The following is a 13,983-nucleotide window of genomic DNA, read 5'->3' as shown; positions in this document are numbered from 1 at the left end:
CAAAGGGAGGGGAGGGAGCCTTCGGCTTTTTGGGCTTGGAGGACCAAGCTCGCGTGACCGCGGGACGCGGCGCGCCATTTCCAAACGGAGACGACCGATGATCCAGTCCGTGAAGGTCAAGAACCTGACGCTGTCGAAGGACAATGTGCGCAAATCCAACCGTGACGTACGGATCGACACCCTCGCCGCGAATATCGCTGCCCAGGGGCTGTTGCAGAACCTGATCGTCACCCCGCTCAAGAAGGCGGGTACGTTCACGGTGAAGGCGGGCGGTCGCCGCCTGCGTGCGCTCCAGCTCCTGATCGAGCAGGGCACCCTCCCCGCTGATCACACCGTGCCCGTCCTCGTGCTGAGCGACGACGACAACGCGATCGAGGCAAGCCTCGCCGAGAACTTCCAGCGCGTGCCGATGAATCCGGCCGACGAATGCACCGCGTTCAACTTCCTCATCCAGAAGGGCATGACCGCCGAGGACGTCGCCAAGCGCCAAGGCGTCACTACCCGCTTCGTCGAGCAGCGCGTGCGCCTCGCCGAGCTGGCACCGTGCGTCTTCGAGGCACTCGCAGCCGGCGAGATCACGCTCGGCGTTGCGCAGGCTTACGCCGTCACCACCGACGTCGACCGCCAGACGCGTGTGTTCGGCCAGATGAAAACCTCATACTACGGCGACAACCCCGACAATATCCGCCGCGCCATCCTCAACGGCACCGTCAAGGCGACCGACGCCAAGGCGCGCTTCGTTGGTCGCGACGCCTATATCGCAGCAGGCGGTCGCATCGAAGGCGACCTGTTCGCGACCGAGGGCGACGAGAACTGGATCGACGTCGACCTGATCGAGACGCTTGCCGCCTCGAAGCTGGAAACCGCAGCGGCCGAACTGGCGCGAGACCAGGGCCTCGCGTTCGTCACGCCGATCGCGGCGACGCACGTCCCCTACGACCTCGAGCGCCAGCTTCACGAGTATCACGCACCCGCCCGCGCCCTCACCGAGGACGAGACCGCGCGTGTCGAGGTTCTGTCGGCCGAAAACGACGCGCTTATCGACCAGCTTGAGCAGGAACTGCCCGACGGCAGCGCCGAAGCCGAGGCGGCGAACGCGCGGATCGAGGCGATAGAGCGCGAGCTGGAGACAATCGAGGATGCCCGTCACGAGATCGATCCGGCGCTTAAAAGCCAGATCGGGACGTTCGTCTATATCGGGGGCGACGGTGAACCCCGCGTCCACACCCGCCTCTTCAGCGAAAAGCCGGTCGTGGATCCAAACGCCCCGCCCAAGGCGTCGGACGGCGCAGCCGGGGAAGGCGATGCCGGCGACAGCGAGCAGGGTGCGAAGTTAAGCGCCACGCTGATCGACGAACTGGCGACGCAGCGCCGCCAGATCCTCGTCGCCCATATCGCTAGCGATCCGGGACTAGCACTCGACCTGACCATCTTCCTGATGGCTCAGAACGTGGTCTTCGAGCAGGCGCACATCCCCAACCACTCGACCCTGAAGTCGAGCGCCGCGGGCTTCCCGATCTTCGCCTTCCGCGACGAGGGATCGCTGGCGTCGCAGACGATCGACGACCAGCGCCAGAAGCTCGATACGAGCTGGGCGGGTCTGCCGACCATGACCGCGCGCTTCGACGCCTTTCGGGCGCTCGATGACGAGGCCCGGGGCGCATGGGTTTCATACTCGATAGCACGAACTCTCGAGCCGACGCTCAACGTCGCCGAGGGCTATCGGAGCAACGGCTTCCACGACCATCTCGGCCGCCTCCTCGACATCCAGGTCGAGAATTGGTGGCGCCCGACGGCCGAGAACTTCTTCGGCCGGGTCAAGAAGACCGTCATGCTCGACGCGCTCGAGGAGATTGGAGGCCCGATCCTGCGCGGCCGCTACAAGGACGCCAAGAAGGGCGACCTTGCCGGCACCTGTGCCTCGCTGTGCAACGGCCAGGGCATCGTCGAAGCCGAGATCCGCGAGAAGGCGACGGCCTGGTTGCCGGAAGCCATGCGCTTCGAGGGACAAGAGAAGGCGGCACGCACGCCGCTGCGCTCGAGCTTCGCCGTTGACGAGACGGGCACCGATCCGGACGAGGACGAGGATACCGACCTCAACACCGGTGACGACGCAGTGATCGATCACAAGGAAGCGGAGAATTTCAATCAAGCGGCGTGACGCCGGCTTGTACATTTCAAGGCATCTGGGGGCGGCACTCTTTGCGGAGTGTCGCCCCTCTTTTTGTGACCCGGCACCGTCCCCTTCCAGAGGGGAGGATGCTCACGCGGGTTTGCCTCACCTCAATCAGGAGACCGATCGTGGCACAAACCACCGACAAGCCCTCGCCTGCCGACATCATCACCAACACGATCATCGACAAGCTCGAATCCGGGGTGCATCCCTGGGTCAAGCCATGGCGCCCCGGCCTTGGCGGCCGTCCGCTGCGCGCGACCGGCGACCCCTACAAGGGCATCAACTGCTTCTGGTTGTGGCTGTCTGCCGAGGGCGCGGGTTACAACTCGCGCACCTGGATGACGTACAAACAGGCGCAGGCCCTTGGCGGCCAGGTCCGCGAGGGCGAGCGCTCGCAGATCGCGATCTTCTACAAATTCTACAGCAAGACCGTCGAATCCGTCGTCACCGGCGACACGACCAACGAGATGCGGCGCGTGCTGCGCTCCTACGCCGTGTTCAATTGCGACCAGATCGATGGGCTGTCTCCTGACTTCTACCCGAGCCCTGTCAGCATCGTGCCCCCGGCCGATGCGCTCCCCGAGCACGCGCAGCGCTTCCTCGATGCGCTGCCGGCTACGGTCCAGACGCGCGGCGATCGCGCGTTCTACGACCGCACCGCCGACACCATCACCATGCCGCCCGTCGAGCTATTCTCGACCCGCGCCTACCACGCCGCCACGCTCGCCCATGAGGCTGGCCACTGGATCGGCCATCCCGACCGGCTCGATCGCACGTTCGGCAAGCGTTTCGGCGACGACGCCTACGCGTTCGAGGAGCTTTGCGCCGAGATGACCTCAGCGCTGCTCGGTGCCGATCTCGGTCTGCCGACGTCGCATATGGACGACCACGCTGCCTATATCGGCTCGTGGTTGAAGGTGCTGCGCAGGGACAGCCGCGCGATCATGACCGCCGCGGCGAAGGCAGAAGCGGCAGCCGGGTATCTGCTCCGCGCAACCGGCCTCGACGCCTCGGCCGAACCTGAGGAACAGATCCGTGAAGCAGCATGACCGCTCCGGTCGCGCTCCCCGACCTCGGCGCCTACCGGCGCTTCGTCGTGGCATTCAGTGGCGGCAAGGACAGCCTTGCCGCCCTGCTCCACCTCCTCAGCCTCGGCGTGCCGGCACACGCGATCGAGCTGCATCACCATGATGTCGATGGCCACGGCCCGACCTTCATGGATTGGCCGTGCACGCCGGGATACGTGCGGGCGATCGCCGACCATTTCGGCATCGCGCTCTACGTCTCGTGGCGCGAGGGCGGCTTCGCCCGCGAGCTGGCGCGCGACGACGCGCCCACCGCACCCGTCCTGTACGAAACGCCGACCGGCATCGGCCGCGCCGGAGGCAACGGCCCTGCCGGCACGCGCGGGCTCTTTCCCCAGACGTCTCCCGACCTTCGGGTGCGCTGGTGCAGCCCCGCGCTAAAGATCGACGTCCTCGCGGCCGCTATCCGGAATCAACCGCGCTTCCTCGAGGGCCCCACGCTGGTCATCACCGGCGAACGCGCCGAGGAAAGTCCCTCGCGTGCACGCTACGCGACGCTCGAGCCGCATCGCACATCGACCCTCGCGCGTGCGGTCGATCATTGGCGCCCGGTCCATGACTGGACCGAACGCCTGATCTGGGACGCGATCGCGCAAGCGCGGATCCGTCCCCATCCGGCCTACGTCCTGGGTTGGGGCCGCCTGTCCTGCCGAGCCTGCATCTTCGGCTCGCCCGACCAATGGGCGACGCTCCGGCTCGTCTTCCCTGCCGCCTTCCGACGGGTCGCGGCTCGCGAAGCGGCGAGCGGGAAGACGATCCATCGCTCGCTCACCGTCACGCAGCTCGCTGACCGCGGTACGGCGTTCCCGGCTGCGACGCTCCATCCCGACGAATTGGCGCAAGCCGATGATCCGGTCTGGCGTCTCTCGATCCTGGCGGATCGCTGGACGCTCCCTGCCGGCGCATTCGGCGACCATGCAGGCCCGCTATGAACGCCGCCACGCGCGTCGGTCTCATGGACCTGCTCGCTCCCACGCCGGAAGACCCGCTGTGGGAAGCCGAGAAATCGGGATGGCGCTGCTTCGTCATGGGCAACGACCGGTGCCAATACCCGCCGAGGGAGCAAGCTCCGCACGGCTTGGCAGTCCCGCTATGACGCGGCCTCACGATCGGCCGATCCTGTTGGCGGGATGCTCTGACAAGGCCCCACACGGAGGAGAGGGAGCCTTCGGCCTTTTGAGCGCGCGTGTGCGCTCAGGAGATTCGGTCATGCTCTACGACACCCACTACCGCCACAATGAGGCGCTTTCTCCCGAGGCTCTCGGCACCCTGCCTGCAGCGCTTCATGCCCTGAACGCGGGCGTCGACGACTGCCGGCGTGCCGGCAAGCTGATCGATCGCGATGCGTCGATCCTGCTGCTGATCCGCAATCTGGCGTCCGTCGCCGAACGTAGTGCGCCCAGCACCAACGAGCTGCGTCTGCGCTGTGCGGAAGATCGGGGCACCGTCATTGCCGGATCCGCGCTGCTCGCCATCGCCGGCAACACCGTCGCCAGCGATGGCGCGGCGAAACGGACCTTCCATCGACAGGCACGCCTCGCGCTCGCTTCGCTTGCCGAGGCGATCGGCCTCGAGGCGCATGACCTCCGTATCGACACGGACATGGGCGGGATCGCGGACGATGGCACGACCGAGCTCCGCCACGCAGATCTATCGATCCGGGTGCGGCCGCACAGCATCCTCCCCGACAGCGAGATCACCTTCAACCGCTGCCGGGGCGGCGAACACGCCGGCCCCGTTCAGCGCGCGCCAATCGCCGAGTTGCTGGACGCGAAGGCGTTCCAGCGCCGGCTCACCGCGACGGTTGGCGACGCTGGCGCTCGGCGCCTCGCCGCTGCCGCCTGATCCTCACGTTATCGGAGACTTATCATGGGCTGGCTCTTCATGCGCGATATGGGCGGCTACGCCACCCCGCGCTCCTATCTCGACAACCAGTTCACTTACCAGCGCGACACGCATCGCCTGACCGTGCTGGCGTCCTCCATGGTCGGATCGACCTATTACGCCGCTTGCGAGCGTCTCGCGGACGATGCCGAACGGATCGTGTTCGGCATCGTTTGCCTCACCAAGACCAGCACCGGTGCGCGCGACGGCTGCACGTTCGGGTACAAGGATATGGATGAAACGGTCGGGCCGAACGAGAGCGAGTGTCCGGCCGCGATCCTCGACGAGCTGACCGCCACGGACAGCGAATATGCCTTGGCCTGGCGCGCGCGGTGCCGCGCCAACCTGCTCGCGAAGAAGCTCGACCGGGCCAAGCCGACCCCGAAGCCTGGGCAGATCATCATCTTCGATGAGCCCATGCGTTTCAGCGACGGTAGCGACCGCACCCTCTTCGAGGTGGTCGCCAATCCCAAGGGCAAGACGCCGCTGTTCCGCGACCCGGAAGGCCGCGCGATCTGCCGCATCCCGGCGTTTCGTAAGCGCGCCTACCGCATCGTTCATGCGGCGATCATCGTCCGGGATACGACCAACGGTTGATCGCCCGCCCGTCATCGCGGCCTGGGGGGCCGGCGTCGACTCCACCGCCATGATCGTCGAGCTCGCCGAACGCGGCGAGCCCGTCGACATGGTTCTCTTCGCCGATCCCGGCGCCGAAAAATCGGCGACCTATGCGTTCATCCCCGTGTTCCGGGCCTGGATGTCGGAACGCGGCATCGCGTCCGAGATTGTCCGCTACCAGCCCCGCAACTTCAAACACTGGCCGCCCTATGCGGGCATCGCCGAGAACATGCTGACCAACGCCACCCTGCCCTCTGTGGTATTTGGTGGCGGGTCGTGCAGCCAGAAATGGAAGGCGGCCCCGCAGGATGCCTGGACCGCCCAGTGGGAACCCGCGCGCCGCTGCTGGGACGCAGGCGGGCGCGTGGTAAAGCTGATCGGCTACGACGCCTCGAAACGCGACACGCAGCGTTACCATCACGCGGTCGGGTGCGAGGATCCTCGCTACGCCTACCGCTACCCCTTGCGGGAATGGGAATGGTCGCGCGCCGACTGCGAGGCGCGCATCGCGCGCGCCGGACTCCCCGTCCCGCCCAAATCAAGCTGCTATTTTTGTGGCAGCATCAAGCCCGACGAGGTGCTGGAGCTTTCAACCGAGGAGCTGCGCATCATTGTGTTGATGGAAGCGCGAGCCAAGCCTCGCCTTCGCAATGTCGAGGGCCTGTGGCGCAAGCCGGTGCTTGGCCGTCGCGGTGCGACGCCGCGTCCCGGCAGCATCACCGAGTTCATCCGCGAACGCGGCCTCCTATCATCGGCCGAAGTCGACCGCATCATCGAGACGGCGCCCTTGGCGCTACTCGATTTTCAGGCCGCGCAGGCCGCACTTCTCCCTGAGCAACGCGTCCCGATGGGGCGCTGGCTCGACGACTTTCATCGCGCGTCCGACGCGCTGGCCAAAGACCATCACCATCGTACTGAGATTCCGGCGAACTCTGCACCGAACCAGCACTGACTGCCTGTGGCGTCACCTTTGCCCAGGGTCACAAGGACCACGGGTGGACGATGGCGCTGGAGTTTCAGGCGCATCTCAATCGCGATTGGAACGGCGGCGATCACGCTCGCGAGATCAGCAGCGTCCTCTCCGCTGGTCGCTTCGGGGCTCACGCCCACAAAGGCTGGCCCCCTCTCGCCTTTCCGGCCGAGCGTCCCCGCTACGAATGACCCGAACCGCTTGGGTCTCCAATTTTGCCAACCTTCAGAAGTCCGGTCTCATGAAGACCTTCACCGACCCCTTTCGAATACTCTGCCCATTACCGTGCGGAAATCACTGTCGAGGCGGAAGACGTCGTCAGCGCCTGCCGCTCCGCTTGTCGATGCATCGCATACGACCGACGGGTGGAAGAGCCTCGATACGGAGCATCCCACGTATGTCCGCGCTTGTCGCTGAAGGTGCGGACGTCGATCCTTCTCGCCTTGTCCTCGATGGCGGCGCGACCTCCGCCCTGCCCGTCCCGGACCTGTTCTCGCAAGCTGCGGCGTGCGCGGGCTATGCCGTGACCCGGAGCGAGGATCTGGTCGACCAGATCCGCATCATGGTCGATGCGATCGGCGCCGATGGAGCGCCCACGGATCACCCCAACGGCGATGGTCCGCTTGTGTGCAACGGGGCAAGCACTTCTCGACGACATTGCGAAGTTCGGGTTGAGCCCCACGTCAACCGTAGCAGCAAGCGTGGTCACGTCTGCGCCCGACGCCACCTGACTTGCCGTAGCCTTCCGCCAGAGAGATGCGGCACATGGGCGGCCGCGAGACCTCCGCAACCGCAAAAATCCGGGCCGAGTTGCCGCTTTGCGGCTGCCCGCACCACCCCGGTTTTTTCGGTTTCCCTCCGCTTCGCGTCGGTGCGGGCGCCTCTCATTCGTCCGCCCAGGAGGTGCGCATCCGGCGGATAGGCCGCCGGCCTTGATCAGATGAAGGGCTTGACCCCATGACCACTTCCCTCGCTGCCGCACTTTCCGCTCTGGAGCTTGGACACCTCGAACCCCGAGCTGAAGACGTTTCGGGCATGTGCCCGCCCTCGACCGAAGCACTGGAGCAGACCACCACCGCCATCTGGAGCGACCTGTTCGCAACCCTCCAGAATACGTCGCTCGAACGCGACATTGAGGAGATGGGCTGGGGCCTGGTCAACCTCTTCCACCGGGCCGCGGCCAAGAAGCACGCGACGATCGACCGTCTCACCGACGAGATCAGGTTCCTCCTGGCCGAGCAGGACGGTTCGGAGATCAACACCGCTAACCTCGAGGACAAGATCGACCTTGCGAAGAAGATCGAGGAAGCCGCCACCTGCTACGAACACATGCGCGACACCGCAGCGGCACACTATATCCGCGAAACCGGCCGTTCCTGGATCCCGTCGACCGGCAACCGCATTTCGCTCGGGGTTACGTCGGCAATCGTTGACGGACGCGCCTTCCTTCAGGCTCGCCGCGAGCGGGTCCGCAACGCCAACACTGCACAGGGCACGCCCGTAGTGTTTGCCGGGGGACGGCTGACCTTCCGGACCGATGAGGATATGAAGGCGTTTGGCGACAATCTGCTGCGTACCCTGGGTGCGGTTCGGGAGCGTGTCGGCGACATGTATCTCGTCCATGGCGGCGACATGAAGGGGATCGAGCGCATCGCGGCGTCGTGGGCCGAGCAAAACGGCATCCAGCAAGTCCGCTTCGGTCTCGATCGCAAGCTGGGTGATCGTGCCGGCTTCCGTCGCAACGAGCAGATGCTCTCGCTTAAACCCCGCTACGTCATCGCCTTCCAGGGCAATGGTGTGACCGAGCGTCTGGTCATCGACGCCAAGAAGGCCGGCATCCGCGTGGTCGATCGTCGCGGTCCGCTCGGGACCCCGCCTGCAGCTCAAAACGCTCAGCGCGACCGAGAGGTCGCCTGAGCTTCGGCTCCGCCGCTGGCAAAGCCAGCGGCCTCGCCCTTCTGAAGTCTCCCCACAGAAATCCAGTCACTCCCACCCCTCGAGGAGTAAACCGATGCCTCGCCCAACCCGTTACAGACGGCTGCGCATTGCTGGCGCTTCGCGCTTCGTCTGACGGCGACACCTACCTCGTCGTCGTGACGGACAACCTCAGCACTCCTAGCGCGGCAGCAATAAGCTTTTCGTCATCGCCGCCGGCTCCGGCCCCCCGCCTGCATGACGACGACGCGGATCGCGCTGTCGAGGTCATGATCGGTCGTGCAGGCTTCCCAGGGCGAACAGCCGAGCGGTTATGACTGGTTCCTAAGGGCAAGCTCGCGAAGGTTCGGGGCCAATAGTGTCGCGACCAGCGCGCTATTCCGCTTCGCTTCACCGAGCCCCTTAGCCGGTCTTGGCCCGTTCGGGTGACGATCGACTGACGGGGCTTGCCGCGCCCAAGTCGCGATTCCGACGCGGAGCGGTTCCGTGGGACAAGGCCGGAGTCTGCCCCGCACCGTGTGCCTCTCGTTCAGGCTGCACGCCACCTCACCGCGTTGGTCTCTGCGCCGGCTTCGCCGCGTTATGCCAGGTGGGATGCACTGCCGGAATCACGACATCCGCGCTCGGTTTCTGCCGTCCGGGCGGGGCGCTGCGCAGCACGAACCCCCCATCGTCATCTCGACACGCACGACGCGCGCGCGCCGTGACGGCGAAAGACGGCACCAAGGTCCACGCCGCAACCATCATCCTTCACGACAGACACCGGCGCAGGGCGCGAGCACCAGCGAGGGAAGGTGTCAGGTCCGCCCGGATAGCGGGATCAAGGCATAGTGGCACTGCCGGACGAGCAACGCGACAAGGGCGTCCTGCTTCACGGTTCCATGTCCACTGCCCGCCGGGCGGTCCATCCCCTCTCTTTCCTGAACCACCTAATCCGGCTGTCCACCCACTCCAACCCGCGATCATTCGGGCCGAGTTGCCGTGTGCCACGGCTGCCCGCACCACCCCTTCGATCGGGGTTCCCCTGCGCGTCTGCGCGCTTTCGGTGGAGAGGGCGTCCTGGCCGTCTTTTTTGGTGTTCAGTCGAGGGGACGGACCCCCGGCGAGCAAAAAAGGAACCTCGAAATGCAGAACCTCGTCATCCTCGCCGGCAACGTCGGCGCCACGCCTGAAGTCCGCACCACCCAGGGCGGCACCAAGATCACCAACTTCTCCCTCGCCACCTCGCGCCCCAAGCGCGACCAGGACGGCAAGACCATGAAGGATGGCGAAGGTCGCCGGGTCGAGGACACCGAATGGCACCGGATTACCTGCTTCAACGGCGTCGGCAAGACCGTCGCGCAGTATGTCGAGAAGGGCCAGAAGGTCATGGTTCGGGGCCGCATCCACTACACCCGTTGGACCGACGATCAGAACATCGAGCGCTACGGTGTCGAGATCATCGCCGACGAAGTGACCTTCCTCTCCTACGGCAAGAACCGCCAGGAACGCCAAGGCGCCGCGCAGGACGATGAGGCGGATGACGTACCCTTCTGAGGGAGGCAGTACGGGCCCGGAGCTAGCGCTCCGGGCCTCTTCTCGCGTTCACCGGCAATCAGGACCGCAAGGTCACAAGTTCACGAAGACACAGCTAAGCCGCGTGCTTGAACTGCTCGAGTTACTTGTTGTCCGGCAGCGTCTCCGTGAGACGTTGCTGGAGCATGCGATCGTCGAAAGGCTTGCCGATGCACGTCGCTTTGCCGGGCATGTCCCCCGGACATGGCGTCACGTTGCCGCTTGCGATCACGATCTCGATCCAGGGCCGATGCTCGGCAACGTAATGGGAAAGGGCGAACCCGTCGGTGTCGCCGGGCATCGCCACGTCGGAGAACAGGAGCGTCACATCGTCGGCATGATCGCCCAGGAAGGTCTTAGCCTCCTCGCCCGTACCCGCTTCGTGGAAGCGAAAACCTGCTTCTTCCGGAATGTCGCACGCATGCCTGAGAATGAGCGGATCGTCGTCGACTACCAATGCATAGGGGACGGTAGGGATCGCCATTCAATCTAAAGCCTTATCATGAAGCCGGGTAGCCTGTGTCGGTGTCTCGGGACGAGTTGGCGTCTCCCGGCGAAGCCGGGACCGTCGCTCTATTCCGCTTCGCTGCACCGAGCCCGTAGCCGGTCTCGGCCCGTTCGGGTGACGATCGACTGACGGACGCGCAGCGCGGAAACGTCTTTCCGGAAAGCGGCAACTTCCTTCCATCCTGGCCCGGCCGGGGCTGCACCGCCGAGCAGCGCACTGCGCCCGTCGACATTGGAGCGCGGAGAGGGGGCACGGACTGGGCAGGTGTCCACCGCGCCTGCGAGGGGGCGCGTTACCGGCAAACCAACGCTGAGCACGACGTTCCGAGCAGGCGGGCTTCACCCCGCTCTTGAGGCGCAATCCTTGGGCCGGCTCAGGGCCTTGTACGATCAACCCGCAAGGGGTCCGGGCGCTTCGCTACGGCTTTTTTCGCAAGCGAAAAAAGTGATCGCGGCCCTTCCCCGTCCTGTCGGGCGCCTGTCGAGCGGGGATGAACCCCGCCGGCTTCACAGGAGCCTCGGACATGTTCAACGATATCTGGATCGCCCGCAGAAACGCCATGGGCCTCGCAAGAACCTTGATGGTGGCAACCATGGTCATCGCCGTCGGCACGGGGTACGCCGTCATCACCGCCGAGGATCACGACAGCTCGCTCACGATCGTCAACGAGTACGACCCTTACGCCTGAGCCTCCCGGGGGGCCTTGGCCCCCCTCCCCTCCCCGCTCTTCAACGGTGAAGGCGCCGGAGCGGGCATCGAGCCCGCCCCGGCCCCGCTGCGCAAGCACGGCAGCGCTGCTGGACGAAGGGCTTCTGCCCCCTTTTACCCCCCCGCTTCGGTGCGGAATTCAAATTCAGACGGTATCTCTTCCGGACGCGGGCAATCAGCTCCACGCCGTCCGGACAGGCGGCAGTTCCTCGAACACCTTCATCAGCCGCGGGTCGCGCAGGAGTGTCACCCATTCCCGGCCATAGGTTCGCGACGCCAGATAGAACGTAGACCCTTCGCACTCGACCATCCGGCAGCGCTCCAGTTTGTCGACGAGCGAATAGTCAGAGCCGTGGCGTGCCACGATGTCTTCCAGCTCGGCCCGCATCAGCGTCCCGCATTTGCAGCACCGGGTCCGGACTAACGCCCTCATCCGGAGCATATCGCCGGCGCTGTCCATCCAGCGGGGCCACAGGGCAACAATGTTGGCAGCCGTTTCCATGGTCGAACGATACGCCCCGATCCTCGTGGTCGTCCAGCATCAGCCTGGACCTGAAGTCTCTTCCCTGTCGACGATCCCCGCGGCATTTCGGGCTCCTACGTCCTGGCCGGGGCGCTCCCCCGCGCAAGCCCGCCAGCGGGCTTCTCCACTCCGTTTCGACCCTATGGGTGCCCGGGCAACCTATGCCCCGGCCGTCCTGTCGCCTGTCGAAAGGCCCCGATCGTCGGGGTCAATGGCAGGAGACCATCATGGCCGAGCAAACGCCCCAATCAAACCAAGCCAAGGGTGGCGCAGCGGAGATCGCCCGCCTCAACGACTGGCTGCGCGAGCATCTCACCGCCCCGGGCAACAACCGTATCGTGATGACCAGCGGGATCGCAGACCTGATAGGCGACGTCAGCCGCTTCCGAAACTTCCGCAAGCGGGCGGGGCTGCTCCGCGCGGTTCGCGACTTTGATGGCTTTGACGACGCGATCGACCCGTATGGCGAGCACGACCTGGGCCGGTTCCGGTTTGAAGGCACCGACTGCTACTGGAAGATCGACTATTACAATTACGACCTGAGCGCGGGCTCAGAGGATCCGGCCGATCCCTTCAAAACCACGCGAGTCCTGACGATCATGCGCGTCGACGAACGATGACGCACCGCCCCGGCGCGATGGCGCCGGGGTTCCCCCTGCTGCGGAAAGGATGAGATCATCGATTTCGAGCTGCCCTTCCCGACACCACGCTCGGCGATGAGCGCATCCGAGCGCGCGCGACGGGAAGGCGAGATCGACTTCGCTGGTGGCAACGTCCGTCATGAAGGCGGCATTCCCTCCCATGAGATCGAGGCATCAACGCCAGCGATTTGCCGCAGAATTTGATTGAGACCAGCTGACGGTCGCTATCTGGACATCGACGGTTGTCCGGGAAAGGTGACTGGTGCGTGCGGGAGGCAAGACCGTCGCGTGGGTCGGCGCCCCCCTGCCCTACCAACGTCGGAGGGGCTCTGTCGTCGATATTGTCCATTGTGACGACCGGGCGGAGCCAGCGTCAAGAATTCGCGGTTCCCCCAATTCTGACGCGGCCTTCGCTTCGCTTCGACCGCGACAAAATCGGCACCCCCACGCCCTGGTTGCGCGGCCGCTGCGCGGTCCTGTGACCCTGACCCCCCCGATCGTCAGCCCGCATCTGTCTCAACGAACAGACGGAGGTTTACATGCACGTTCAAACCGCACGCACCCAGGCATGGCTCGCTGAACTTGCAAGCATCCAAGCGGAGATCGCAGCACACGGGATGCCCGAGCGGGCACCTCTCCCCGCAGTAAAGCGGACCCGCAAGCTCAAGCCGCTATGGGAGGAATGAACATCGTCCGGGCGGCCTCGGCCGCCCGACTAGAGGATTGGGTCTTCGTCTTGAGCGTCGGTATATCCGGTGTGGTGCAGGTCGTGTCGAACGAGATCGGGCCGTGGGTACTTCACGATCGATTTCGCCATTTTGCGCTTTGGTTAACGCCGATCGCGTTTGTTGCGTTCGGCGTCTCAATCTCTTGTCGATTCGTGGGTTGGCACTGTGGATTCATCAATTGCCTTGGCGATACGGGGACTGAGGGGAATTGCTCCTTCGTTTGGTAGCTGCTTGGTAGCAACGAGCTAGCGACATTGTAGCGACCTGATAGCCGATTGCGTTCGGGTAGCAACCCGACAGCTATGACGTAGCATGTTCATACACGGTTGCTGGCCTGCCTTTCGCGCCTTCCCAACCGCGTCTCGACCGTATCGCGCGGGGTGTATTGCTGGTTGGTAGCAACCAGCAATCGGCTACCAACCAGAACGCGAGCACGTAGCGACCTAGCGGCAACGGTGCCGCATCTAAGCTGCAACCGCCGCGCGACAAACTTGCTATCAGCTAGCGGTTTAGTTGCGAGTAAATCGCAATCATATCGCAGGCTAGTCGCTGTCAGATTGCGCCAAAGTCGCTAGACGCCAGCTGCTAGCTTGCGATATAGCAGCTTCATAAACGCTGGCTGCTACATGGTAGCAACCTGGCCGCAACGGGAG

Annotated in this window: 13 protein-coding genes; 10 read left to right on the top strand and 3 right to left on the bottom strand. The window is 65.0% G+C overall.

All coding sequences use genetic code 11. From position 1 onward, the window contains the following. Positions 1 to 97 precede the first annotated feature (97 nt). From J3A66_RS18435 to J3A66_RS18410, 6 genes are all read left to right on the top strand, one after another. Positions 98 to 2,161, top strand: coding sequence for a ParB/RepB/Spo0J family partition protein (locus J3A66_RS18435; RefSeq protein WP_209570631.1), 2,064 nt, complete (start codon positions 98 to 100; stop codon positions 2,159 to 2,161). Positions 2,162 to 2,301: 140 nt separating this feature from the next. Continuing rightward, positions 2,302 to 3,225, top strand: coding sequence for a zincin-like metallopeptidase domain-containing protein (locus J3A66_RS18430; RefSeq protein ID WP_209570630.1), 924 nt, complete (start codon positions 2,302 to 2,304; stop codon positions 3,223 to 3,225). Further along, complete coding sequence (locus J3A66_RS18425) at positions 3,222 to 4,193, top strand: phosphoadenosine phosphosulfate reductase family protein (protein WP_209570629.1); 972 nt, start codon at positions 3,222 to 3,224, stop codon at positions 4,191 to 4,193. Before J3A66_RS18430 ends, J3A66_RS18425 begins: the two co-directional genes overlap by 4 nt. A 277-nt stretch (positions 4,194 to 4,470) precedes the next feature. Further along, positions 4,471 to 5,106 carry a hypothetical protein gene (locus J3A66_RS18420; RefSeq protein WP_209570628.1) on the top strand — a complete coding sequence of 212 codons (636 nt, stop codon included), beginning with the start codon at positions 4,471 to 4,473 and terminating at the stop codon, positions 5,104 to 5,106. Positions 5,107 to 5,130: 24 nt separating this feature from the next. After that, the gene (locus tag J3A66_RS18415) at positions 5,131 to 5,742 is read left to right on the top strand and encodes a hypothetical protein (RefSeq protein ID WP_209570627.1); all 612 of its coding nucleotides are present in this window, start codon (positions 5,131 to 5,133) and stop codon (positions 5,740 to 5,742) included. Positions 5,743 to 5,791: 49 nt separating this feature from the next. Next, positions 5,792 to 6,715 (top strand): hypothetical protein, encoded by a 924-nt coding sequence (locus tag J3A66_RS18410; RefSeq protein ID WP_245337150.1) that lies wholly within the window; start codon positions 5,792 to 5,794, stop codon positions 6,713 to 6,715. A gap of 298 nt (positions 6,716 to 7,013) precedes the next feature. On the opposite strand, the gene J3A66_RS18405 is transcribed toward J3A66_RS18410, so the two are convergent. Next, a complete protein-coding gene (locus tag J3A66_RS18405; RefSeq protein WP_209570625.1) occupies positions 7,014 to 7,442 on the bottom strand; it encodes a hypothetical protein in 429 nt (142 codons plus the stop codon). A gap of 248 nt (positions 7,443 to 7,690) precedes the next feature. Here J3A66_RS18405 and J3A66_RS18400 point away from each other — a divergent pair, with 248 nt between their 5' ends. Then, positions 7,691 to 8,650 carry a DUF2493 domain-containing protein gene (locus J3A66_RS18400; protein WP_209570624.1) on the top strand — a complete coding sequence of 320 codons (960 nt, stop codon included), beginning with the start codon at positions 7,691 to 7,693 and terminating at the stop codon, positions 8,648 to 8,650. Positions 8,651 to 9,793: 1,143 nt separating this feature from the next. Further along, complete coding sequence (locus J3A66_RS18395; protein WP_131534417.1) at positions 9,794 to 10,204, top strand: single-stranded DNA-binding protein; 411 nt, start codon at positions 9,794 to 9,796, stop codon at positions 10,202 to 10,204. 121 nt (positions 10,205 to 10,325) lie between these two features. Here J3A66_RS18395 and J3A66_RS18390 read toward each other — a convergent pair whose 3' ends face one another. Continuing rightward, positions 10,326 to 10,706 carry a response regulator gene (locus tag J3A66_RS18390; protein WP_209570623.1) on the bottom strand — a complete coding sequence of 127 codons (381 nt, stop codon included), beginning with the start codon at positions 10,704 to 10,706 and terminating at the stop codon, positions 10,326 to 10,328. A gap of 547 nt (positions 10,707 to 11,253) precedes the next feature. Here J3A66_RS18390 and J3A66_RS18385 point away from each other — a divergent pair. Beyond that, the gene (locus J3A66_RS18385) at positions 11,254 to 11,418 is read left to right on the top strand and encodes a hypothetical protein (protein ID WP_209570622.1); all 165 of its coding nucleotides are present in this window, start codon (positions 11,254 to 11,256) and stop codon (positions 11,416 to 11,418) included. Between the two features lie 195 nt (positions 11,419 to 11,613). Here J3A66_RS18385 and J3A66_RS18380 read toward each other — a convergent pair whose 3' ends face one another. Then, the gene (locus tag J3A66_RS18380; protein ID WP_245337149.1) at positions 11,614 to 11,826 is read right to left on the bottom strand and encodes a hypothetical protein; all 213 of its coding nucleotides are present in this window, start codon (positions 11,824 to 11,826) and stop codon (positions 11,614 to 11,616) included. Positions 11,827 to 12,188: 362 nt separating this feature from the next. Here J3A66_RS18380 and J3A66_RS18375 point away from each other — a divergent pair, with 362 nt between their 5' ends. Then, positions 12,189 to 12,581, top strand: a complete 393-nt coding sequence (locus J3A66_RS18375) for a DUF3768 domain-containing protein (protein ID WP_209570620.1) — start codon at positions 12,189 to 12,191, stop codon at positions 12,579 to 12,581. The last annotated feature ends 1,402 nt before the right edge of the window (positions 12,582 to 13,983 follow it).

The sequence above is a fragment of the Sphingomonas sp. PvP018 genome, from assembly GCF_017876865.1.
Taxonomy (GTDB): domain Bacteria; phylum Pseudomonadota; class Alphaproteobacteria; order Sphingomonadales; family Sphingomonadaceae; genus Sphingomonas; species Sphingomonas aerolata.
The sequence above is the reverse complement of the archived record's forward strand: the minus strand, read 5'-3'. Positions and strand labels throughout refer to the sequence as shown.